This is a genomic window from Hymenobacter volaticus, assembly GCF_022921055.1.
GTDB classification, from domain to species: Bacteria; Bacteroidota; Bacteroidia; order Cytophagales; family Hymenobacteraceae; genus Hymenobacter; species Hymenobacter volaticus.
In genome coordinates, this window is record NZ_CP095061.1 from 5156021 (window position 1) to 5180219 (window position 24199).

16 protein-coding genes and 1 pseudogene are annotated in these 24199 nt (G+C 57.1%); 7 read left to right on the forward strand and 10 right to left on the reverse strand.

Features of this window, described 5'->3' with window-relative positions:
* The first annotated feature begins 148 nt into the window (after positions 1-148).
* Entirely contained in the window at positions 149-511 is a 363-nt protein-coding gene (locus tag MUN86_RS22610) for a hypothetical protein (protein WP_245120225.1), read from the forward strand.
* Between the two features lie 75 nt (positions 512-586).
* Here the strand turns inward: MUN86_RS22610 and MUN86_RS22615 are convergent, their stop codons facing one another.
* On the reverse strand, positions 587-2059 hold the full coding sequence (locus MUN86_RS22615) for a TlpA family protein disulfide reductase (protein ID WP_245120226.1): 1473 nt from the start codon (positions 2057-2059) through the stop codon (positions 587-589).
* Positions 2060-2251: 192 nt separating this feature from the next.
* Entirely contained in the window at positions 2252-3637 is a 1386-nt protein-coding gene (gene radA, locus MUN86_RS22620) for a DNA repair protein RadA (RefSeq protein ID WP_245120227.1), read from the reverse strand.
* 600 nt (positions 3638-4237) lie between these two features.
* On the opposite strand from radA, the gene MUN86_RS22625 reads away from it, so the two are divergent.
* The 5 genes from MUN86_RS22625 (at position 4238) to MUN86_RS22645 (ending at position 9990) form a co-directional block, all read left to right on the forward strand.
* Positions 4238-5635, forward strand: a complete 1398-nt coding sequence (locus tag MUN86_RS22625; protein ID WP_245120228.1) for a sensor histidine kinase — start codon at positions 4238-4240, stop codon at positions 5633-5635.
* A gap of 252 nt (positions 5636-5887) precedes the next feature.
* A complete protein-coding gene (locus tag MUN86_RS22630) occupies positions 5888-7543 on the forward strand; it encodes an NAD(P)/FAD-dependent oxidoreductase (protein WP_245120229.1) in 1656 nt (551 codons plus the stop codon).
* A 321-nt stretch (positions 7544-7864) separates the two neighbouring features.
* Positions 7865-8704 carry a metallophosphoesterase family protein gene (locus MUN86_RS22635; protein WP_245120230.1) on the forward strand — a complete coding sequence of 280 codons (840 nt, stop codon included), beginning with the start codon at positions 7865-7867 and terminating at the stop codon, positions 8702-8704.
* Positions 8704-9336, forward strand: a complete 633-nt coding sequence (locus MUN86_RS22640; RefSeq protein WP_245120231.1) for a hypothetical protein — start codon at positions 8704-8706, stop codon at positions 9334-9336. Before MUN86_RS22635 ends, MUN86_RS22640 begins: the two co-directional genes overlap by 1 nt.
* A 33-nt stretch (positions 9337-9369) precedes the next feature.
* The gene (locus tag MUN86_RS22645) at positions 9370-9990 is read left to right on the forward strand and encodes a hypothetical protein (protein WP_245120232.1); all 621 of its coding nucleotides are present in this window, start codon (positions 9370-9372) and stop codon (positions 9988-9990) included.
* A gap of 83 nt (positions 9991-10073) precedes the next feature.
* Here MUN86_RS22645 and MUN86_RS22650 read toward each other — a convergent pair whose 3' ends face one another.
* The 6 genes and pseudogenes from MUN86_RS22650 to MUN86_RS22675 form a co-directional block, all read right to left on the reverse strand.
* Entirely contained in the window at positions 10074-11453 is a 1380-nt protein-coding gene (locus MUN86_RS22650; protein WP_245120233.1) for a lysophospholipid acyltransferase family protein, read from the reverse strand.
* 289 nt (positions 11454-11742) lie between these two features.
* Positions 11743-13192: pseudogene (locus MUN86_RS22655) on the reverse strand (phytoene desaturase family protein).
* A 257-nt stretch (positions 13193-13449) separates the two neighbouring features.
* Positions 13450-14529 (reverse strand): chorismate mutase, encoded by a 1080-nt coding sequence (locus tag MUN86_RS22660; protein WP_245120234.1) that lies wholly within the window; start codon positions 14527-14529, stop codon positions 13450-13452.
* Between the two features lie 237 nt (positions 14530-14766).
* Positions 14767-15615, reverse strand: coding sequence for a prephenate dehydrogenase (locus MUN86_RS22665; protein ID WP_245120235.1), 849 nt, complete (start codon positions 15613-15615; stop codon positions 14767-14769).
* 28 nt (positions 15616-15643) lie between these two features.
* Positions 15644-16816, reverse strand: a complete 1173-nt coding sequence (locus tag MUN86_RS22670) for a pyridoxal phosphate-dependent aminotransferase (protein WP_245120236.1) — start codon at positions 16814-16816, stop codon at positions 15644-15646.
* 143 nt (positions 16817-16959) lie between these two features.
* Complete coding sequence (locus tag MUN86_RS22675; RefSeq protein WP_245120237.1) at positions 16960-17793, reverse strand: prephenate dehydratase; 834 nt, start codon at positions 17791-17793, stop codon at positions 16960-16962.
* Between the two features lie 448 nt (positions 17794-18241).
* On the opposite strand from MUN86_RS22675, the gene MUN86_RS22680 reads away from it, so the two are divergent.
* Positions 18242-19174, forward strand: coding sequence for a tetratricopeptide repeat protein (locus tag MUN86_RS22680; RefSeq protein ID WP_245120238.1), 933 nt, complete (start codon positions 18242-18244; stop codon positions 19172-19174).
* Between the two features lie 143 nt (positions 19175-19317).
* Here MUN86_RS22680 and MUN86_RS22685 read toward each other — a convergent pair whose 3' ends face one another.
* Together MUN86_RS22685 and MUN86_RS22690 are read right to left on the reverse strand one after the other, a co-directional pair.
* A complete protein-coding gene (locus MUN86_RS22685) occupies positions 19318-20655 on the reverse strand; it encodes an alkaline phosphatase family protein (RefSeq protein ID WP_245120239.1) in 1338 nt (445 codons plus the stop codon).
* Positions 20656-20779: 124 nt separating this feature from the next.
* Positions 20780-23947: a TonB-dependent receptor gene (locus MUN86_RS22690; protein WP_245120240.1), complete on the reverse strand. Its 3168-nt coding sequence runs from the start codon at positions 23945-23947 to the stop codon at positions 20780-20782.
* Between the last annotated feature and the right edge of the window lie 252 nt (positions 23948-24199).

Below are 24199 nucleotides of genomic sequence, written 5' to 3' on the forward strand. Positions count from 1 at the left end.
ACCAACACTTCGTACAAGCAATAGTTGGTAAGCTCGCCATCAGCCCGAGTTCAAGCATATTAGGCAGCCACGGCTACAACTAACATATTTAGTAAAAACCTAAACTTGTTGGCTACCGTAAAAGGATTACATCTATAGTTGACGAGCCATGAAAATTCAAGTTGAAGAAGGTCAGGACAAAGGCTTCCTGCCCGACGGCCGCCATACGGTCGAAATAACAGACATTCAAGAAGGTACTAGCGAACATCAGAATGTGCCATTCTTCGCAGCCCGCATGGAAAACGAAGACGGCTTTATTACGCAGCGCTTCTATACTTCACCTACGGCTATGCCCATCCTACTGTCATTATACTCCGCAGTAGGCATTCACCCCGAGGCTGGCAAGGACCTCGACACCAAGCAACTGCTAGGTAAGAAGGTATCCATTGAGGTTGGTGAACATAGCTATGCTGATCCGGCTTCCGGCAACGAGCGTAGCATCAAGCAAGCTAGCGGCTTCCGCACCGCATAACACTACCTTACTGACCATTATGCAAAGCGCCTCCCAAGATCTTGGGAGGCGCTTTGTGTTTCGAGCTTGTTGAAGCTATTTGGCCGTGGCTTCAGAAGGCATCAAGCTCGTATAGGTACCGGCTTTGCCAAATGATTCTTTGATTTCGTCGATGGCGGCGTGGCTGCTTAAACGCTTGGGCTTGGTGTTGAGGAAGGTGCCATCTTCGGCGAGCAAGAAGTACGCTGGCACATCTTCCAAAGCGTAAGCACGGGCTATTTGCGAGCGGGTACCACCATTTTGGTGCACCTGAATGCCAGCTAGTTTCTTACCTACTACCAACTGCTTCCAGGCACCCTCATTATCGTCGAGAGCAATGTTGACGAACACAATGTTCTTGCCTTGAAACTTACGCGCCAAGTCGGCAGCGTAAGGTAAGTCGCGCAAACACAGACCGCTGGTTGTGCGCCAGAAGTTTAGGTATACGAGCTTACCCCGGAAATCCTGAAGCCGCACGGTATCACCGTTGGCAGCCAGCAACTTAAAGTCAGGCGCTGGTGAACCGATAGCAAAGGCTTTGTGGGTTTCGAAATCGTGCTGAAGTACCGGGAAGTACCGGTTGTTGGTATCTATCGTTTTGAAATCGGCGAGCATAGCCGCCGACTGCTTTACGTGCCCAAAACGAAACGACTCTTGCAATATCCGACCCATAATAATGGGCCGTACGACACCACCAAGTTGAGTTTTGGCAATGTCGTAACACACCTGATAAAAGTCGGGGAAAGTACGCTGCTTGCCATTGGCAATAGCGGTGTAGTGCACGTAGTTCAGTAAGAATTCCTGATACGCCTCACTGCGCATAGCCGCCTCATTGTTGATGAGGGTTTTGTCATTCAGGAAGTCGTAGTACGTGGGCGTCATTTTTAACCGTCCCTCAGTTGCCACAATTTGCTCCCGCAAATCCTGGAAAGTAAGGCGGTCATTGGCGTAGCTATAATCGATTTCAGCTTGCGCGTATTTCTTGAAAGCTTCGCTAAAGTGGTTGTCCTCGATGGCGTGCGTTAGAAACTTTTGTTCTTGCTTGCGCCGATAATCAAGAAACGAAAGAAAGGCGGGCTCATAGAGCATAATGTTTTCGGGTAGCACCTGAAAACCCTCGTTCTCCACGAACTGCTCGTCCATCTCGGTGAGGTAGGTGTTGGCCTCCGAGCCGCGACCTTTGTACTTGACGCTGCTGGCCATGTCGCTGCCTTTGAAGCGAATATCCATGGCATCGCCGGGCTCCAGAAACAGGTCGGTTACATCGTCGCCGTGCACGAGGTCGGCGCGGGCCGGGCCGTCGAGCTTGAGCGCCATCTGGAACTCCCCTTTATCGTTGAGACGGGCGTAAGTGATTTGCTCTTTTGGATCTAAAGGATTTTCGCGTACTGATACTGCCACCGTATCAGAAGTGCGGCTTGTTACTCTGCCTGTGAGCGTAACAGTACCCTGCGCCTGAGTGCCAAAAGATAAGGCCAGAAGGCCCGCAGCCAGCAGGCTCCTCTTTAAAAAGCGAATAGCGTATGGCATCGAAGCTGAAGTTTCAGACTGGTTACGTGGGAATGATTACACGACAGTAGGACCGAACAAAACTAGCATTTGTTTACCGTTCGCGGTATAAGTCAATTCCGAAACCGAAGATAAGGCATTTAGATTGTGAAAGTCCAATCCAAATATTGTCTTTTTTTCGTTGTCTCAGTTTACCACCTTGTTTTTGCAATATTATCCAAACAAACCCTCTAATACTGCATCAAGGCGGCTAGCGGGTTGCACTCGAATCCCATAACGAGATAGATCTAGGCCCCGAGCATTAAATTGGGAAATGTACATTTCGGCGAAGCCAAGTTTTTCGGCTTCGCTCAATCGTTGGTCGAGCCGGCTTACCGCCCGGATTTCGCCACTTAGTCCCACTTCGGCAGCCAAACATATTTCGCCGCGAATTGGCAAATCGTTGAGGCTACTTACAACGGCCGCGCATACTGCCAAGTCGAGGGCAGGGTCGTCGAGGCGCAAACCGCCAGCAATGTTCAGGAACACGTCGTGCTGACCAAGGCGCAAACCGCTACGCTTTTCGAGCACGGCGAGCAACATGTTCAAGCGCTTAGCATCGAAGCCGGTGGAGCTCCGCTGCGGGGTGCCGTAGGTGGCGGGCGTCACGAGTGCCTGCACTTCCACCAACAGCGGGCGGTTGCCTTCCAGCGTGGCCCCAATGGCCATGCCACTCAAGCTCTCGGTGCGCTGGCTGAGTAGAATTTCGCTCGGGTTGCTGACCTGCCGCAGACCAGTGCCTTGCATCTCGTAGATACCCAGCTCCGAGGTGGAGCCGAAGCGGTTTTTGATAGTGCGCAGAATACGGTAGCTCAGGTGCCGGTCGCCCTCGAACTGCAACACGGTGTCCACCATGTGCTCCAGAATTTTGGGGCCCGCAATAGAACCGTCTTTGGTGATATGGCCGATGAGCAGCACTGGCACACCAGTTTCCTTGGCGTACTTCAGCAACTCCTGCGTGCATTCGCGCACTTGGCTCACCGAGCCCGCGCCACTTTCTACTAGCCCAGAGTGCAGCGTCTGAATGGAATCGACGATGACCACGTTGGGCTGAAGTTGGTCGATTTGCTTGAAGATGTTCTGGGTGTTGGTTTCGGTGAGGATATAGCAGCCGGGGTGTTGCTCACCGAGCCGCTCGGCCCGCATCTTGATTTGCTGCTCACTTTCCTCGCCCGACACGTAGAGCACCTTGAGTTGACGCAAGGTCATGGCAATCTGCAACATGAGCGTGCTTTTGCCAATGCCCGGTTCGCCACCAATCAGAACCAGCGAACCAGGTACTAGTCCGCCGCCGAGCACCCGATCTAGCTCACCGTCTTGGGTAAGCATGCGGGGCTCTTCTTCAAATAGAATGTCGGAAATGACGCGGGGCTTGGCGGCTTTGCTGGTGCCGCCCACGCTGGTGCTGGCTTTCCAGGCATTGGCCGCCGTGGTTTCTTCTTTCTGGATAACTTCTTCGACGTAGGTGTTCCATTCGCCGCAGCTAGGGCAGCGGCCAATCCATTTCGCTGATTGAGCACCGCAGTTTTGGCAGAAGTATAAGGTCTTAAGCTTGGCCATTCGTAGGGGTTGGGAGGAATAACTATAATGCTGAGGTGAGCAGAAAAGTTTGGTAAGAAACAGGTTTTAGAGAAAGTGGCGTGTCGGTTTTCCGAAGGCGTTAACCTTGTTCCCACTCAGAGCCACTATCCACCTGACAACCTGATTTTTACCTTCCACAAATCATCTAGCTAGGCTGGAAGCTTCCGACTAGGCTAGCTAAACAGTTTCGCTTCAGAACTTGTCTTGGCGCCAAGGGTCCCTCAACGCCGTGGCCCGATGCACTTGGTGACGGGCCGGAACTGTGGTATTTCTCAGCTATAAGGAGCCGTTGGGCGAGGGGGTAAAGCAATCCTAGCCTCCTTGCATCTCTTTTTATACAGAGTACCTTCGCCACTGCTGCTCTGCTCCAGGTTGAAAAACGTGTAACTTAACTATAAGTATGAGCTGCAGGAGTGGCTTCAAAGCACCACTGGCCTCTCATTCTGTGCTCAGAGTAGAACGCAACTTTCGCGCTGTTACTTAATGCCTTTAGCATAACAGTCAGCACCATCTTATCCTAACGCTTCGGCATCACTTGTCATGGCAAACTCTTCCGTCAATTCCAGCACCTCCTCCGTCATGTCTTCCTCACTGACTATTGCCGACTTTTCCGTTATACCAGTACTGGCCGATTTGCCGACCGAAACGCTGGAGTGGCTGATTGCGCACGGCGAGCGGCGGGACTATGCGGCGGGGCAAAGTATCCAGCAACCCGGCGACCCCGCCGAATACATGGTGGCGCTGCTGACTGGCGGAGTTCAGTTCTATGCCTTGCGCAACGGCAACCGGGAGCCGATTTTTCGGGTGGAGGCCGGCCAAATCAGTGGGGTGCTGCCCTACTCACGGCTGCAAACCATTAAGGGATGGAGCGTAGCAGTAGGACCAACCACCGTATTTGCATTACACCGAAACTTGTTCCCGGAACTAGAGCGGGTGAGCCCAGAGCTAGTACAACGGCTGGTAGGCATAATGAGCGACCGGGCCCGCAACGAAGCACGCGGGCAAGAGCGCGACGAAAAACTGCGTGCGCTCGGCAAGCTGTCGGCGGGTTTGGCGCACGAACTCAACAATCCGGCGGCAGCTATTGTGCGGGCGGCGGAGGCCTTGGCAAGTCGGTTGCACGAAGCACCTATGCAATTCGGCGACTTGGTGTGCCATTGCCCGGAGCCAGCAGCCTTAGCAACGCTTACTGCGCTAGCCGCCACCCCGCCACCCGTTGGGCCGCCACTATCGGGGCTAGCCCGCGCCGACCGCGAAGACGAACTGATCGACTGGCTGGATACGCAGGAGGTAAACGATTCGTACTCACTAGCTACTGGTCTGCTGGATGCGGGTTTAGCACCAGCGCAACTCGAAGCCGCCACCGCCGCGCTGCCTGCCCTTGCCCGGGCCCCCGCCCTTACCTGGCTCTCCACCCAACTTACTATGCTGCGGCTCATCCAGGATGTGCAAGAAGCTGGCGGGCGTATCAGTACGCTGGTCGGCAATGTGAAAACGTACTCCCATATGGACCGCGCTGGTGGTTTCGCTCCTCTCGACGTGCATGCGAGCCTGGAAAGCACCATCAACATGTTGGCCTACCAGATTCGCGAGAAAAACCTGAGCCTTGTGCGCGATTACGCTCCGCAGTTGCCGCTAGTGAGTGGCCAAGTCAGCAGCCTCAACCAAGTATGGACCAACCTACTCGATAACGCCATAGACGCCTTGCCCACAGGCGGCGAAATCACGCTGCGTACCCGGTTTGAGGGTGAGAACATTCAGGTGTTTGTCATCGACAATGGGCCTGGCATCCCCGCCGACATTCTGCCCCGCATCCTGGACCCGTTCTTTACCACTAAACCCGCCGGCGAGGGCACTGGCCTTGGCCTCGACATTGCCTTGCGCATTGTGGAAAACCATGGTGGCAAGCTAGAAGTCCATTCCGAGCCTCACCACACCGAGTTTTGTGTTTGGCTGCCAGTAGGAGTCTCGGAGTAATACCGCCACCACGGCTACTTAGATGACACAGGTTGACTCGAATGCGGCTATAGATTATCTTATTGTTAGATAGTTCTTGACTATATATAGTTACTAGCCATTCACGAGCTATTTTGCCATCTATTTCCAGCGCTTGACTACCGCTAGAGAGACAGATCAACTTGATCTGTCTTGGCAAATTGGCGGGCACTCAGCCAACCCGGTAAGGAGTTTCATGCCTTACTCAGTTATTCATCGCAGATACTCATACACATGAATAAGAAACCTGTTATTCTCGCCGTCGACGACGATGCGCAAGTGCTAAATGCCGTTGATCGAGATTTACGCAGCGAATTTCGGCGCGATTACCGCGTGCTGCGGGCCGGCTCGGGCCGGGAAGCCCTGGAAACTATGCGGGAACTACGGGCCCGGGAAGAGCCGCTCGCGCTCATCCTAGCCGACCAGCGCATGCCTGGCATGGAAGGGGTGGAATTGCTATCCGAAGCGCGCACTATTTATCCGGATGCCAAGCGGGTGCTGCTCACGGCCTACGCTGATACCGAGGCCGCTATCCGGGCCATCAACAACGCCCGCCTCGACCATTACCTGATGAAGCCCTGGGACCCGCCCCAGCAATTGCTCTACCCTACGCTGCACGATTTGTTGGCGGCTTGGCAGAGCCAATACTTGCCCAAGTACACTGGCTTGCGGCTCATTGGCTTTCAATGGTCGCCGTTGTCTCATGAAATCAAGGACTTCCTGAGTGGCTACTTGGTAGGATTTCAATGGCTGGATTTCGAGACCAATGCGGAAGCCCAAGAGCTACTAACGGCCAAAGGCTTATCGTCTACGGATCTGCCGGTAGTGATTTTCGAGGATGGCACCACCATTTCGCAGCCTGCCAAAACCGACTTGGCGCAGCGCATGGGCCTTACCGTTACGGCCAAGCAGGAGTTGTATGACGTGGTAGTGATTGGGGCCGGCCCGTCGGGCTTGGCCGCCGCCGTATATGGAGCTTCGGAAGGCCTCAGAACGTTGATAATCGAGCGGCAAACCTTTGGTGGTCAAGCCGGTACTAGCTCCCGCATCGAAAATTACCTGGGTTTCCCAACGGGCCTAAGCGGTGCCGAGTTGGCTCACCGCGCCTGGGCCCAAGCCGTACGCCTCGGCGCCGAAATCCTGGCTCCTCAGGAAGTGGTGGACCTCTGCGTGCAAGATGGCTATAAAGTGCTGACCCTCACCGACGGCAGTAAGGTCCGCACCCGCGCCGTGGTACTAACCACGGGCGTCAGCTACCGCACCCTCGACGTGCCGGGCATGGACCGCCTCAGTGGCGCCGGGGTCTACTATGGTGCGGCCCGCACCGAGGCTCGCTCCTGCGACCAACAGGATGTATACATCGTGGGAGGTGGCAATTCGGCGGGGCAGGCGGCCATGTACTTGGCTACCTATGCGCGCCAAGTCTACATTGTTATTCGAGGTAAGTCATTGGCAGCCTCGATGTCGGCGTATCTGATTGAGCAGATTGGCAATACGCCTAACATCGAGATTTTGCCATTCACCGAAATAGCGGAAGTGTGCGGGGCAGACCATTTAGAGGAAGTGGTGCTGAAAACCAACGGCCAATTCGAGAAGCGGCCGGCGCGGGCCTTATTCGTTTTCATTGGCGCCAAGCCGAGCACCGAGTGGGTGTGCAGCACCGTTATCTGCGACAACAAAGGCTTCGTGCTCACGGGCCGCGACCTAGTGACGGACCCCCGCTATCCGGCTATCTGGAAGCACACCCGGGAACCTTACCTGCTTGAAACCTGCGTGCCGGGCGTATTCTCGGCTGGCGACAGTCGAGCCGGGGCTATGGCCCGCGTGGCGTCAGCCGTTGGCGAAGGCTCCATGGCCATCAAGTTTGTGCACCAGTACCTAGACGAATAACTCAAGACACCCCGGACTAAACAACGAAGCCACACGAAAGACAAAAAGAGGAGCTGAAAAAATCAGGGAGTAACGCAAGCTGAATTATTCCCTGATTTTATTTACTGGAAACGCGAAAAAAATTAAGCTTCGCTAATACTTCGGTTTTCGACTGTCTAGTAGCCTACTGCCGCGTTTCCAGTGGAAACTTGAGCGTGAAAACCTACTCGCGGGCTGATGGAGGCAGTTCCATAGCAAAAACACTAGAGCACCTCAGTAGGTATGTAAGCAGTGCCCTAATAGCTAGAGGGTGCTATTTGCTGATTTAGTGCCTCTTCTGTTATGTCTCTTTCTACTTCGTTCCGACTGCGCGCTTCAAGTTGCGCGGCGGCGTTGACACTGCTTGGTGGCTGCGAGATTTTAGAATTCAGTCCCAATGCCTACAACGGGTCAAAAGACCAAACCAATTTAACGGCCAAGCACTTAGCGCGCCTCGCGGCTAATCCGCTGCCGCCCGGCGACACGCTGCGCTTTGTGTTCTCGGGCGACTCGCAACGCTTCTACGACCACGCCGAAAACTTGGTTAAGAGTGTGAACCAGCAGCGGGGACTGTCGATGATGGTGATTGCGGGCGACATATCGGACTTCGGGCTAGCCCGGGAAATGCGCTGGATAGACGAGCGGCTAAGCAAGCTCAACATCCCGTACCTCACCGTCATTGGGAACCACGACCAAGTAGGCAACGGCCGGGAGGCGTACCAGCACATTTTCGGTCCCCTGAACTACTCGTTCATATACGGGGATACCAAGTTCACCTTCATCGACACCAATAGCCGCGAGTACAACTTCAACGGCAAAATCCCGGACGTGCCGTGGCTGCAGCAGCAAGTAAGCAACCTGCAAGGTGCCAAACGGCAGGTGGTGATGTCGCACGTGCCCCCGGATGATGGCGACTTCGATTCGCGACTAACGCCGGCCTATACCAACACCTTAGCTACGGCACCCAAGCTGGTGTTTGAGTTGAATGGCCACCGCCACTCGTTCCGGATTGGCGAGACGTTCAACGACGGCGTGACCTACATCAACTCCTCTTCCTTCGAGCGAGACCAGTACATCATTCTGACGGTCTGGAACGATGCCAACGATCAGCCGAAGTACCGCCTGAAAACCGTCCACTTCTAATGCGCCAGTTCCTTCCTCTGCTGCTGCTGAGTGCAGCAACGCCGGTGCTTGGTCAGGTAGCGGCTACTACTCCCGCCGCGTCGGCTGCTTCAACTTTCGAGGCGCGACCTTGGTACCGCCCCAACCACGTGCAGGTGCAAACAGCCGGCGGCATGGGTTTGCTAGCGGCGGGCGTGGGGTATACCACGTTGCGTGACCGGCTGGAAGCGGATGTTCTGGTGGGGTACGTGCCCGAAAAGCACGCGGGCTCTACCCTTTCCATTTTCACTGCCAAGCTGTTATACTCGCCCTACACCCTACCGCTGAGCGACAAGTTTGTGCTCCGGCCTCTCACCATCGGGATTTACGGGAGCTATACCCATGGCACCATCAACGACGAAGTACGGGGTCAGTACACCAAAGGCTACTACTGGTTTTCGACGGACACCCGCATAGGCCCCTTGCTCGGTGGCCGCCTCTCGTATCTGCGCCCCACGACAACGCCCACCGCCCGGCAACGCCGTATTTCCGCTTACTACGAGCTAGGTTCCAACGACTTGTATCTGGTCAGCTTGTTTACAAACGCTAACAGAAAATCGTTGAGTCCAGCGGATGTCCTTACGCTCGGACTAGGACTGAAGATGGATTTCTAGCTTTTGTTTCTTTGTCCTCAGTTTCTAGAAGGTATGCCTTTTCCCGTACGGAAGCCACTTTGCAGGTGCTTGGCTTTAGTGGTCGGCTCAGTTGTAGCTCATGCCGCGCACGCCCAGCGGGACGTGCCGTCAGCAGGCAAGGCACCCTTTTTTCTGACGCTGCAAATAGGAGGTGGGGCTGGCTTGGTGGCCGTTGGAGGCGGAGTGCAGCTAGCACACCAGAAGCTGGAGCCAGAGTTGCTGCTAGGCCGGGTACCTGGCCGGCTTAGCGGACAGCCGCTCACCATCTTCACGTTCAAGACCACCTACCTCCCGGTCCGGCCAACCTTTGGCCAGCATTGGCGCGCCAGTGCCGGAGTGGGCGGCTACATTAACTACACGACTGGCGCCACCATGCGCGACAGCCGCGATACAAAAGTCTATCAGCGAGGCTACTACTGGTTTTCCACAAAAGTTCGCACTGGTATTTTTGTGGCACCGCGCCTCACCTACGCTGGCAACCCGACCCTTGCTCACCCAAGCCCACCGCGGGTGTCAGGCTACGCTGAGTTCGGTACCAACGACCTGTATTTGCTGAGCCGCCTGCCAAATAAGGGAGCCCCATCGTTCACCGAACTGCTTACATTAGGCTTCGGCTCGAAGGCCAGTTGGTAAGTGGTAGGCGAACGAAGCAGTGGTTATCGTACCACAAGCTTCGGCTTCGCAAGGACACGACTCACGACTCACGACTCACGACTCTACTCCTGCACAGTTCTGGCTAGATATTTCTCTCTGGCCTCAGACAGCAGACGCAAAATGGTGGCGCGCTGCCGCAGCAGGTTTTCCATAAGGGGGCGCTGCTGACGGAAGAGGCGCAACGCCCGCACCCGGCGCACCCGGCTAGCCAGTTGGTTCCAGTACGAGAGGGCGTAGAAGCCTGTCAGAGGCAAGCTTATGCCGTAGAGTGTAGTCCAGCGCCAATCCTGCGTGAAGTGGTGGACCAGCGCAATCTGAATAATGTAGCCGACACTGAATGTGAGCATGCCTACTACCAGCATAATGGGCGCCACGAACTCTACTTCCTTGGTGGCGCGCTTGGCCACCACCGATGGCAGCTTGTACGGAAGATAATTGTTCAGAACACCATACAGATACACCGGCAACCCTAGTGTCAGCTTTACCACCGCCCGCAGCGCCCGCTCGCCCCGCGTCCGCCCTTTCCGCTCCGACTCCAGCGCGTCGTCGGTAAGGCCGAGGCGCTTTAGCTCGCTTAGGTACGCAGTCAGGTGGGCGCGCGCTTCGGTGAGGCGGCCGGGGTCGTGCTGGTCGAAATAGGTTACGGCTTGGAGCAGCGTGCGGCTAAGTTGAAAGTTGTCGTAGAGCGTGCGGGGGTCGTCTTCGATGAGGTGGCCCGTGAAGGTTCGCTCCAGCCGCTGCACTAACTCGTCCTCGGCCGCGTCGCGCGTGATAACGAGGCGTTGCTCTAAGTGGCGGCGGAAGTCTTCGGTGAGTTGGTCGGCCGCGGCCAGCGGGTCTTGGCGGTATGCGTCGGCGTAGTCGGCCACGCGAATGGGCGGGGCAACGTTGATGAGAACGTCGGAGCGGAAGTGCTGCGGATCGAAGTAGTTGATACCCACCGGCAACAGGCGCAGCCCGAGCTTAAAATCGTGCCGCGCCTCGGCGCCGAGCGCAATGCGGGCCGCCCCAGTTTTGAGGGGCCGCAGGCGCCGCTCACTCACGCTGGTGCCCTCGGGGAAAATCATGACCGTGCCGCCCTTGCCTAGGTAGTCGTAGCACTTGCCAAAAGTGGCCTCGTTCTGGGCCGCCATCTGCTCGTTCGTAACGGGCGCGCCGTCGGTTTCCACATCTTGCCGGCGGTAAATCGGAATGGAATTGCCTGACGTGAGAATGGCCCTTGTAATTGGGTTCTTGAAGAAGGTGCTCTTGGCTAGAAAAGAAATGGGCTCACGCCGGTTGGCTGCAACCACCAGCGGGTCCATGAGCGTGTTGGGGTGGTTGCTGACCATGAGTAGCGGCCCCGGCGTCTGCAGCCGGTCCCGGTGCCTAATCTCGAGCCGACGGAAAAACACGCGCAAGGCCACCTGCACCAGGGGCTTCATGACAGTATAGAAGAGCATAGGCAACAAGTACGGCGGAACTTAGCAAACGGCCAAGCTGAGGCGTAAGGTTAAGCTTTAGCTAAGACAAGCTAGCCACCCAATGCAGAGTAGTTGACTTTCTTAGCAGAGCGCTAAGGCAGTTTCATGGGATTCGCGCTACTGCCTCTATAAGCCAAGCTCCTGAACGTTGTAGAGACGCGACACTTTGCGTTTCGGCGTTGAACAACTGGAACTGCGCAGTATCAACAACCTCAGCAACGCCGAGACGCGAAGTGTCGCGTTTCTACAAGTGTAGATCCTAGCTAGCTCACTTGCTATTAAGTGGAGGCGCATGCTGCTTGAATACATCCTGCAAGGCCTGGCGAGCGGCGTGGTAGCCGCACATGCCGTGTACGCCCCGCCGGGGGGTGTGGAAGAAGAGCACAAGTAGATGCCTTTGGCCGAAGTCCGGTAAGGAGAAGCACGCAGTGCGGGACGAGTAAACAATTGGGTTACATCCAGAATGCCACCGTTGATGTCGCCGCCGATATAGTTGCTGTTGTAGTCCTCCATCTGGGCGGTGTCGAAGGTGTGCCGGGCCAGAATACGCTCGCAGAAACCGGGGGCAAACCGCTCCACCTGCTTCTCGATAACCTCGGTCCTATCTATACGGGAGCCGTTAGGAACATGGCAGTAGGCCCAGGCGGTGTGCTTGCCAGCCGGAGCGCGGGTTGGGTCGAACAAACTTTGCTGGGCCAGCAGCACGAAGGGCTGCTCGGGGTGTCGGCCGTTGCTAGTTTGCTGCTCGGAGGCAGCAATTTCTTCGAAAGAGCCCCCAAATGTACCGTGCCAGCCTCGCGGCATTCCGGCGCCGTAAAGGGTATCGGTCCGTCAAGCGCCCAATCGATTTTGAATACACCCATCCCGTAGCGGTACCGCTCTAACTGCCAGCGGTACAGCGACGAAAACTTATGCCCCGCTATCTGAAGTAGCTGCCGGGGCGTCACGTCGAGCAGCACCGTGCGGGCAGAAGGCAGTTGGTCCAGCGATTTCACATAGAAACCGGTTTCAATTGTGCCGCCCAACGACTTGAAGTACGAGGTCATGGCATCGGCAATAGTCTGCGAACCTCCCTGCGGAAGCGGCCACCCACGCAAGTGCCCCACTGCCAGCAGCACCAGCCCAAAGGCCGCCGTGGTGGCATTGCTCAGCGGCTGGATAGCGTGGGCCGCCATACCCGCCCACAGTCCCCGAGCCTCCGGTGTGCGGAACCGCTTAACCAGCGCCGAGGCCGAGTTTATAGCATCGAGGCCAAAGCGCGCCATCACAAACGGATGCTGTGGAATGCGGAGCGGCCCCAGAATAGCTGGGGCCAGCTGGGGCCAGTCGCGCACCAGAGGCTCCAGCAACTTGCGGTAGGCAGATTCGTCGATGCCTAGTTGCTGGGCGGTTTCGGAGAGGGAAGTCACCAGCTTGGCCGCTCGCCCAGTGTCGAAAGGGTGAGCCGCGGCCACAGGCGGGTCGATTAACTTCAACCCGTGGTCAGCTAGCGGCAAGGTTTTGAAGAAGGGCGACTCAGCGGCTAGCGGGTGAATCGCCGAGCAAATATCATGTTTGAAACCTGGCAATGTCAGCTCCGCTGTGCGCATTCCGCCCCCAATGGTGTCTTTGCCTTCCACGAGCAATACCGACAGTCCGGCCCGCTGCATAGTAATAGCCGCCGCCAACCCGTTTGGCCCAGAACCCACCACTACCGCATCAAAATCTCGCTTATCCAATAGCTCGTTCGTAAAAGAATTTGTACCCAAATAGAAGTTCGTTTGAAGGTATAGAACGGATTCCGGTTGCCAACGACTACTTGTCACCTAGCCAACTATCGAAACCACTGACAACCACCTACTACTCTCTTCTCTTGTCTTACAACCAAGCTTACACGCTCAGCTAACTATCTACAAACAAAGAGTTCGAAGAAATGTAATGCCTTGATTACACATCCCCCGAACTCTTTGTTGATAACAACCTTGCTCGCAGCGTTTTACGAGTTCATCACCTTATTCTGGCGGTTGATGGACTCCAAGTGAACTGCCTCAAGGTAGCTATGGATGAACTCGGGGGTGAGCCCCAAGGCCGTGCCCTGGCGCAGGCTGCGCTCCAGAATTTCGCTGTAGCGAGTGGTTTGCAGGATGGTGATGTCGTTGTCTTTCTTGTACTGACCGATCTGCTGCGCCACGCCCATGCGGCGGCCGAGTAGCTGCATGATTTCGGTGTCGAGCTGGTTGATTTGCGCGCGCAGGCCCGCCAAAGCCGTCTGGAACTCGCGCTGGTTGTCGGGCTCGTGGCGCCATACCAAGTGCTCGAGCATGTCTTTGAGGGCGGCGGCCGTTACTTGCTGCTTGGCGTCGCTCCAGGCGTTGTCCGGGTCGGGGTGCGACTCCAGCATGAGGCCGTCGAAATCAAGGTCGATGGACTGCTGCGCCACGGCGGCTAGCGTGTCGCGGCGGCCGCAGATGTGGCTCGGGTCGCAGATGATGGGCAGATCGGGCATGCGGCGCTTCATCTCGATGGGCAAGTGCCACATCGGGGCGTTGCGGAAGTCGGTGTTGCCGTAGCTGGCGAAACCGCGGTGGATTAGGCCGAGGTCTTTCAAGCCAGCTTTCGCCAAACGCTCCACGGCGCCCACCCACAGTTCCAGCTCCGGGTGAATCGGGTTTTTCACGAGCACCGGAATATCCACACCCCGCAGCGCGTTGGCTATTTCCTGTACCGAGAAGGGGTTGCCGGTGGTGCGGGCACCCACCCACAGCACATCCACTTCGAAGGCCAAACAATCCTCTACGTGCTTAGCCGTAGCCACTTCCACGGCTACCGGCAAACCCGTCTGTTCCTTAGCCTTACGCAACCAAGGCAAGCCTTTCGTACCGATGCCCTCGAACATGCCTGGCTTGGTGCGTGGCTTCCAGATGCCCGCCCGCAGCATATCTACGCGGCCCGTAGCCGCCAACTCGGTGGCAGATTGCAGCACTTGCTCTTCGGTTTCGGCGCTGCATGGTCCAGAAATTAGAAGCGCCTTCTTGTTGATGTTCACGGTCTTGGGCGCGAGGGCAGTTTGATTCATGGTATTGAGGTGAATGTGCGAAGTGTTGAAATTGAATCTGTGTCAGAAATGGTTATCGTGCTGAGCAGAGCCGGAGCATCTCGCGTGCTGAGGTTGCAAAAGGTATTGTCATGCTGAGCGGAGCCGAAGCATCTCGCGTGGTGTCGTTGCTAGTAGATGACTTTACTACCCTAGCGAGATGCTTCGGCTGCGCTCAGCATGACGTTCTTTTCTTATTTTCTTAGTTAGATGGAAATGCTACGAAATGATTTTGCGAATGTGGTTGGCTTGTTCGATGGATTGCCGCAGCCCTTCGTAGTCTTCGTCGGCTAGCAGGCGGCGCAGTTCTTGGAGTTGCCGGAGGTGCTCGTCGAGCACATCGAGCACGTTGGTGCGGTTCTGGCGAAAGATGGGCACCCACATAGCCGGGGAGCTTTTCGCCAGGCGCACCGTCGACTCGAAACCGCCGCTGGCCAAATCAAAGATACGCTGCTCCTCTTTCTCTTTCTCCAACACTGTGAGTGCCAGCGCAAAAGAGGTGATGTGCGAAATGTGCGACACGTACGCCGCGTGCAGGTCGTGGTCGGCGGCATCGAGGTAGAGCAGGCGCATGGGCAAGGCCCGAAACAGCGCTTCTACCAGTTGCACCGCATCCGGGTCGCTGCGGTGCGCGTCGCACACTACCAGGGTTTTGCCGGCAAACAAGTGCTGCACGGCCGCCTCGGGTCCAGAGTATTCGGTGCCCGCCATGGGGTGGATGGCCACGAACCGCCCACGGTTTGGGTGCTCGGCCACGGCAGCCAGCAGCTTCTCTTTGGTAGAGCCCACATCCACCACCACTTGGCGGCCGGTGGCCGCGTCTAGCACCTGCGGCAACACGCTTAGCATAGCATCCATGGGCACGGCCACTACCACTAGATCGGCGGCGGCTACGGCGGTGGCGAGGTCGGTTTCAATTTCGTCGATCAGGCCGAGTTCCAACGCCCGTCGGGCATGCTCGGGACTGGCCTCTACCCCAATAAAGCGGTGTGCTAAGCCCTGCTGCCGCAAGCTCAGCGCCAGGGAGCCCCCAATCAACCCGATTCCAATTACAGTTACAATGGTCATGTTCGGTGGAAGTTTACCTGTGTTTTTGCTAGGCCAACGCCTTGCGAGACTGCACAATGCGGTCCACCGCCTTCCGAAGCATCGCTTCACTTTGGCAGAGACTCACCCGGACGAAGCCGTTGCCGTTGCTACCGAAAATGCCGCCGGGCGTCAGGAACACGCGTGCTTCATTCAGTAGCTCGTCGCTGAGGGCATAGCCATCGGCGTAGGCGGGTGGCACGGCAGCCCATACAAACAGGCCGGTTTGCTCGGGGTCGGGTTGGCAGCCGAGAGTGTGCAGCAGTTCGAATACCACCTCACGCCGGGCCTTGTACACGGCGTTTAGTTCCGTAAACCATTCATCCCCAAGCGCCAGCGCTGCTACGGCCGCTTGCTGCACCGGCAGAAACATCCCCGAATCCATGTTGCTCTTGAAGCGCAACACCTCCCGCAGCCAATCGGCGCGGCCCGCCAGCAGGCCCACGCGCCAGCCGGCCATGTTGTGCGACTTGCTCAAGGAATTCAGCTCCAAGGCTACTTCCCGCGCGCCTGGCACCGCCAGCAAACTCATGGGCGCGTCGTTGAGGATGAAGCTGTAGGGGTTGTCATGGATCAGCATAATCTGATGCTGCTGCGCGAAGGCCACCAGCCGCGCCAAGAACGCCGCGTCGGCGCGGGTGCCGGTTGGCATGTGCGGGTAGTTGACCAGCATCATCTTCACCTTGCTCAAGTCCGACTCAGCCAGTGCCTCTAGGTCGGGCAGCCAGCCAGCGGCTTCGGTCAGGTCATACTCACGGATGGTGGCGCCGCAGATTTCGGCTACTGCACGGTAAGTGGGGTAGCCGGGGTTCGGAATCAGCACGACGTCGCCGGCCTCCAAGAACGTCATCCCGATGTGCATCAAACCTTCTTTCGAGCCGAGCAGCGGCAGCACTTCGGTGGCCGGATCCAGGGTCACGTCGTAGGCGCGGTTGTACCACTCGGCTACGGCCGCACGCAAAGCCGGAATGCCTTGGTAGCTCTGGTAGCCGTGGGTGGTAGGCAGCGCCGCCGAGGCTGTGAGTGCCGCCGTTACGGTTGGGTGTGGCGGCAAGTCGGGGCTACCGATGCCGAGGTTGATGATGTCGGCGCCGGCTTGGTTGAGGGCCGCAATTTCGCGCAGCTTCTGCGAGAAGTAGTATTCACCGGTATTCGCTAAGCGCTGAGCAGTTGAAACTTGCATGGCGGTTGGTTGATGATTGCCAGTTACTCGGGAGGAAAACCAAGCTTCTGCTTGGTGCATTACCGACTTATTTCTTGTTGAGAAGGAGCCGCCGTTGGCAGCATCTTACCTACTAGTTGCTTGGTGACGAGAGGCGGACTCGATCAATAATATTCGCCGCGCTGATAGGCGCCAAGCACTTGCAAATCGTCGGTGAGCAGGGTGAGTTCTTGCAGTAAGTCCGGCAACTGTGTGGCTTCATCGAACTCGACATCGGCGTGGAAGTAGTACTGCCACGTGCGCCCCGGCCGCGGGCACGACTGGAGCTTGGAGAGGTTGAAGCCGTGGCCGGCAATGCACGTCAGCACGCGGGCCAAGCTGCCGCGTTGGTGGTCGGTGTGGAAATAGAGCGAGGCTTTGTTGGCCGTGCTGATGGACCGCTCGGGGTCTTGGCGCTCCAATACCAAGAAGCGAGTATAGTTTTCGGGGTCAGCGTGAATGTCGTGGGCCAGCACTTCCAGGCCGTAGAGGCGGGCAGCCGCTTCGCCAGCTACGGCCGCAATTCCTATTTGGCTGTGCTCGCGCAAGTGCCGAGCGCTCAGGGCCGTATCTACCGTTTCAACCAACTGCCAGGGGTGTAGCGCCAAGAAATCGGCGCATTGCAGCAGCGCCACCGGATGCGAATGCACTTCCCGGATATCGGCTAGTTCCTGCCCCGGCAAGGCCAATAGGTGCTGCCGGATGCGCAAGTACACTTCACCTGTTACCTGCACTGCCGACCGTTGCAACAAGCTGTAGTTGGGCAGGATGCTGCCGGCAATGGAATTCTCAATGGCCATCAATCCAACCTCGGCCGTGCCACTCGTTACTTGCCGCACTACTTCGCTGAAAGTGGCGCAGGGCGCAATAGCAGGGGTTGAGCCGAAGTAGTGGCGAGCGGCTAGTTCGTGGAAACTGCCCGCGTACCCCTGAATAGCAATGGCGGAAGAGGAAGACATTAGAGGTGACCGATAAGAAGGAGAAGGAAACACTGGCACTTTAGAAAACAAGCATGAAAAAGGGCTCCTCTGTGCGGGGGCCCTGGGTTTGCGGTGGTGCGGAGCGGTGAGTCTGCAGTGGCAAAAGCGGGCCTAGTTCTTCGAGTAAAAGAACGGGTAATAGAAGAAGGTAAAAATGGGGGCGAAGTGGCGCATGGAAGGAAAAGACGTAAAAAAAGCGCCTCTCGAAGTCGAGAGGCGCTGGAGTTTTCAGGTTGGAAAAGCTACACGGCGGCTGCTCGACTACGCAGAAGCGCAGAAGTAATAAAAGCCAAAAAAGTAGCGTTGCTGTGCCATGGGTGAGTAGCTTAACGGCGGCAATGTGGAGAAAGATTTTCAGAAAATCAACGTTTTACCTTCTTCATTTTGTTAACTGGTACCGCCCCGAGTTTCGTATACACTGCCACCTATGCAACACCGTCTCCTCTTTCTCTTGCTTTTGCCCCTGAGTTTGGCGTGGCCCTGTACCGCCCAAAATCAACCCGACGCCAAGCCCACCAAGCCGGCGGCCGCAGCTAAATCCGCTGCTCCCAAAACGAAATCTGCTCCCGCGCAAACCAAGCCTGCGACAACGCAACCCAAGGCCACGGCCGAAGCCGACGTGCTGGAAAGGGCGTCGCAGTTGATGCTGGACCGCAAGTACGAATCGGCCTATAAGGTGCTCAACCGCTTCGACCCCAAGCACCGCCGACCAGCGGTGGTGCTCAAGAAAATGGAGTTGGCAATCAACTATAACCTGCGCAGCCGCGAGTACGAGGCGTTCGGCTTCCGCGACTTAGAGCCCTTGGAACGGCTTGATTCTTTGCGGGTCCGCTACAGCCGTGCCGCCATACCCTACAGCTTCCCAATAGAGCGCACGCTGCTGAGCTTGAAAAAGCAGTACCCCACCAACTATAAGATAAGCCGGGCCCTAGGCGACTACTACTACCAAGTGTTGCAGTGCGATTGTGCCGAAGCCGAGAAGTCGCCTAAAACGCTGATGGCGCTGGTATCGCGCAACTACACCACGGCCAATGCCCACGGCCTCGGCGACTTCACGTCCTACTATGCGCTCGGCTACGTGCACATGTTACGGAATCGGTTTGCGGAGAGCGTCACGCCTTTCAAACGGGCTATTAAACTGCGCCCGAGCTATGCGTGGACTCATTTCCACTTGGCTTATTGCTACAACGAACTCAAGCAGCTAGCCAAGGCCGGCGAGGAAGCCCGCGCAGCCGCTCGCTATTTCACCGACGACCCACAAATGAAGAGCGACGCGCTGTATATGGTAGAAGATATAGAACGGCGCTTGGCCACCACGACTCCATCTGGCTCAAAAACCAGCTCCAAGAAAAAAATGTAAGCTAGGTTATAAAAGCAAAGGACTAGAAACGACAAACGGACCGCAAAAATTGCGGTCCGTTTGTCGTTTCAGCCTCTTGCACTACACAAACAATATGATTCAGTAAGGATAGGTAGCACGTAAATTCACCTAAGGCTGGCCGTCTACCGCTTTACCACTTGCGCGGGCACGGGGCTTTGAGAGCCTCCAGTAAACGGCAGACCGAGCAACCGGGCCGTGATGGGGGCTACATCTTGCAGCGCCATTTGGGGCACAACCTGGCCGGCCGTAAAGCCAGGACCGAAGCCAATGAAGCCCGTTTGAATTTGAGCGAAATCGGGGAAGAAACCGTGGGTGCCGCCTTTGCCTGGCCGCACTACTTCGCCTTCCCGGCTACTGTTCATCGAAACACCCGGTACCGGAGCCAGCGCCAGCGCCACGTTCGGGTCGGCACCAATCTGGTCTAGTTCGGCGCGCTCTACCACCCGGAACAGCTTGCGCTGCTCGGCGGGCGCGGCGGCCAGCAGGCGGCGCACTTGCTCCAGCGTCTTCTTGTCGTTCTTGGTTTTCAACATCAGGAAAGCGGCGGCACCGGAGGTGTGAAATTGGGCTTTCCAGTCGCCTTTGTTGGCACCGTACAGGCCGTTCTGTGCCAGCCACACGTTCGGGGCCAGCGTGGTGGTGATGTCCACGAAACCATGGTCACCGGTTACAATCACGGCCGTTTCCTTTTCGATACCGGCTTTGGTGAGGGACTCCACGATGTTGCCCACCACCCAATCGGCGGTGGCTAGCGCCCGGCGCACGTGCTCCCCGTCGCGGCCGTCTTGGTGCTCGGCGTGGTCTACCCCGAATACGTGCAGCGTGAGTAGCGCGGGCTTGTAGGTCGACATCAGGTAGGCGGCAATGCGGCTGCCGTTTTCGTCGCCGCTGACGTAGTCGCTGCTCATGTCGCGGGCCGTGAGCTTGCCGGTGGCGTTGGTTTCAATTTCTTCCATCAAACCCTTGGGCATGGTTTGCTGACGCACCGGCGTGAAACGGTCCACATTCTTGTCGAGCGACCAATATTCGGGCACGTTGTAGTCGATGGGGGCGCCCACCGATACGGGCCACATCACGGAAGCCGACTTGAGGCCAGCTTTGTGCACAGCGTCCCACAGCGTCTCAGTCTTAATCAGGTTTTCCTCCCAATACCAGCGCCCGGTGGCACCATCAGGCTCGAAGGGCGAGTTGTAATAAATGCCGTGTTGCAGGGGGGTCACACCCGTAATGAGTGTGGTGTGCGACGGATACGTCACGCTCGGGAATACGCCCCGCACGCCGTCGGCCGAGGTGCCCTGCGCGGCCATGCGCTGCAAATTGGGCGCCGGCCACTTCGCTTCCCGGTAGAAATCGGGTCGGAACCCGTCGATGCTAATGAGAACTACATGCTTGGCCGCTTGACCGAGCGAGGTGATTGCCAGGCCGAAACTCAGGCCTACAGTCGCGAGAAATGACTTCATCTAAACAGAAAGAGAAAGGTGACAAGAGGTACTTTGGAAGGCGCGCAGTTGCAAGCCGTTGGGCTGCCGCCGCGCAAGAAGCTGGCCGAGCTTTCACCCATTCAACTTGCTACATCAGGCCGCGCTAGAAAGAATAGCGGGCGCCTAGCTGGAGCTGGTAGGGCGTACCGTTTTGGTTGGTGGTGCCCACGTTTTCGTTCACGCGGTACGTGTAACGCCGCGTAGTTTGGTTGAAGCCACTGACCGTTAGCAGGTTCTGGTTGCCGAGGTTGTAGTTCACACCCCAATCCTTGTTGAGCAGGTTGGTGAAGTTGAAGGCATCGACGCTAAAGGTGAGGCCCTGGTTTTTGAAAGTCTTGAAGGTCTTTTGCAGGCGCACATCAAACGTGCCCGAGAATGGGTTGACGCCCCCGTTGCGGTCGGCAATACCGCCGAGGCTGCGCCGAATGTAGTCTTTGGCGCGGTTGTCGGGGTTGTCGAGCACCTTCTGCATGGAGGCGGCCACAGCCGGATTGGTTTCCGGGCTGTTGGGGTCGAAAACGAAGGCGAGGTCGTTGTCGGTGCCAGGGCCGCCCACAAAGTCGCCGTTGATATCAGCATCCACGAGCAGTGAGTAACGGCTGCCCCCAAGGCCGGTGAAGCGGGCGCTCAGCGCAAACCCTTTCACGGTGGGCGAGCTGCCGAAGAACACTACTTTGTGCCGGAACTGGTTGTCGGAATAGTTGATTTCGCTTAGGCTGCGCGGGTCCGACTTCACCGGCCGGAAGGTGGACGTGTTGGCCACGTTGCCGTTGTAGGACGTATTGTCGCGGGTGTCGTTGAGGGTGTAGCTGGTGTTGAAATATCCGTCGCGGAAGTAACGCAGCTCGGCATCCACTATCAGAGCCGCCTGCCGGACTTTGGCGCCGTTGGTGAACTCCAGCGTACGGCCCACGGCCTGCGTTTTGCGCCCAAGCACGTTGTTGGTGATGCCCGCCGCCGTGATGGAATTGGCCGGCACGAACACGCCCCGGTTGGCTTCGTTGTCGAGCGTGAAGTAGGGCTGGTCCACGAGGTTGCGGTCCAGGTACACGTAGTTGTCGCGGGTATAGGAATACAGGAAGTTGACGCCCACACGCAGCCAGCTGCTCACGATGCGGTTCACGCTCAGGTTGGCTTTGTACACATTCGGCACCTGCAAGTCCTTGCTGTTCAAGTTGATGGTCGACACGTACGGCACGCCGGGCAGCAAGCCTGGAGCTGTAGATGGGTCGGCGCGGTAGGCGGGGAAGTCGGGGCGGGGCACGGGGTTCTCACCCGACGATGGCCGCGTCACGTCGATGGAGGCTACCTTGGTGCCGCTGTTCTGAATGTTGTTGACTTGGGCGTAATTGACGGGATTGGCCGAGAAAATGCCGCCGCCCAAACGCACAATGCTTTTCCGTTCACCTTTCACGTCCCACGTCAGCTGCACCCGGGGCTGGATGTTGTTCCAGTCGGTGGGGTTGTTGTCGGTGCGCAAGCCTAGCGCCTCTTGTACCACGGGGTTGTAGGCGCCGGCCGTCAGGTAGCTGGTCATGTCCCAACGCAAGCCCACAATGGCTTCCACATGGGGCAGCGGGTTGTACTGCGCCTGCCCAAACAACGACGTATTCAACACATACTGCTGCACCGACGGTATGCCTTGCAGGGGCACTTCCCGAGCGTAGCGAGTCGGATTTAAGTCGTTGAATTCCTGTACGCTATTGAACACAAAACGCCCGTTTTGCTCGCTGGAAATGTAGGTATCTAGGTAGGTCAGCGTGTTGTCGGTGCCGAAGGTGAAGTTGTAGCGGCCCTTGGTCAGGTAGGTAGTATTGACGAGCTGAATCTGGTTTTCCAGGTTGTTTTCGGGCGTGAAACGCTGGCCCCCGAGTTGCACCGACGTGCTCCCCTGCCGCCCGTTGGGCAGGCGCGAGCGGACCGTTACAATGGCCCGCGGAATGTTGGCGGCCGGCAACTGGTCGTTGGGCGTGTAGTCGCGCTTCACCGTTTGGTACTGCACCTTCAGCTCGTTGAGCAGATCGGGGCTGAACTGCGTGCGCAACGATGCCAACGTGCTGTTTTCGCGCGACTTGAAGTTGCCGTACACCTCATACAGGTTGATAGACGAGTTGTCGTCGGTGCTATTGGGGTTGTTCCAGTCGCTGTAGTTGTTGCGCAGCGTCAGGCGGTTCTTCTCGTTGATCTGCCAGTCGAGGCGCGCAAAGAACGTGTTAGCCAACGTCTTGCGCCCAAACTCGCCGGTTTGCCGGGCGTTGCTCAGGCCATACTTGTTGCGGGCAATGGTCAGGACTGTATCCAGCGCTCCGGCACTGATACCTAGCGCATTGGCATCGGCATCCGACTTGATATCGGCAATGAAAAACGGCGCCGACTGATCTTGCCGGTCCAAGGCCGTGAAGAAGTGCAGCTTGTCTTTGATGATGGGGCCGCCGAGGCTGAAGCCGTACTGGTTGGTAGTGAAGTTTTGGGTGCGGCGGTTGCCCCGGATGTCGTAGGGACTGGCCAAGAAATCGGCGCGGTAATAGTCGAAGATCGAGCCGGTGAAGGTGTTGGTGCCCGACTTGGTAACGGCGCTGATAGTCCCGCCGCCTTGCCGGCCCTGCGTCACGTCGTACACGTTAGTCGCCACCTCGAATTCGCGGATAGCTTCCAACGAAAGAGAGTACGGCCCGTTGCCTACTGCCCCCGACGTGAGGTTGTTACGGGCACTGACCCCATCAATCAGGTAGTTGGTCGATGACGGGAGCTGGCCACCCACGCTGCCCCCATTGGAGGTAGGCGCCAGCGAAGCCAAGTTGGTGAAGCTGCGGTTGAGCGTCGGAATCTGCCGAATAGTTTGGTCGGTGATGGCCGTGCTGCTACCGAGGCGGTCGATGCGGCTGTTGAGGGCGTTGCCGCGCACCACCACTTCCTGCAAGCCTACGGTGGAGGGCTGCATCGTAAAATCCACAGCTAGCTGGTCGCCGAGGTTCAGCGCCAACTCGTTTTTGACTTGGTTGGTTGAGCCGATATAGCTGGCCCGCACGGTGTACGGCTTGCCCAGCGGCAACTGCCGCAGAAAGTAGCGCCCTTCCGCGTTGGTAACCGTGGCGGTCTGAAAGCCAGTGGCTTCGTTGCGCACCACAATCGTTACGCCCGGCAGGGTAACGCCTTTTTCATCGACTACCCGCCCCGCAATGGAAGCATCGGTAGACTGGCTGAAGCCAGAGCTGGCGCTCAGCAAAGCAACTGAACAAACAGTGGAAAAGAGAGGAAAATCTTTGCGCATAGCAGCAGGCTAGAATGAAGCCGCAAAGGTTCCTGCTTGGTGTAAAGCCAATATTATGGCTGTAAGACGATGGTGTTATCGTTTTGTCAGGACCAGCCTGCACTTTTCACAGAGACTTCACATGCGGCATAGCGTCTGCGCGCCAACTGCTTACTTTCTTATAGCCGTTGCGCTTACGTACTGAAGTTAGTTTCTGCACGTAGCGTGAATGCCGCAAGCTTTGTGCCTTGCCTTATCTATATAGTAGCTCTC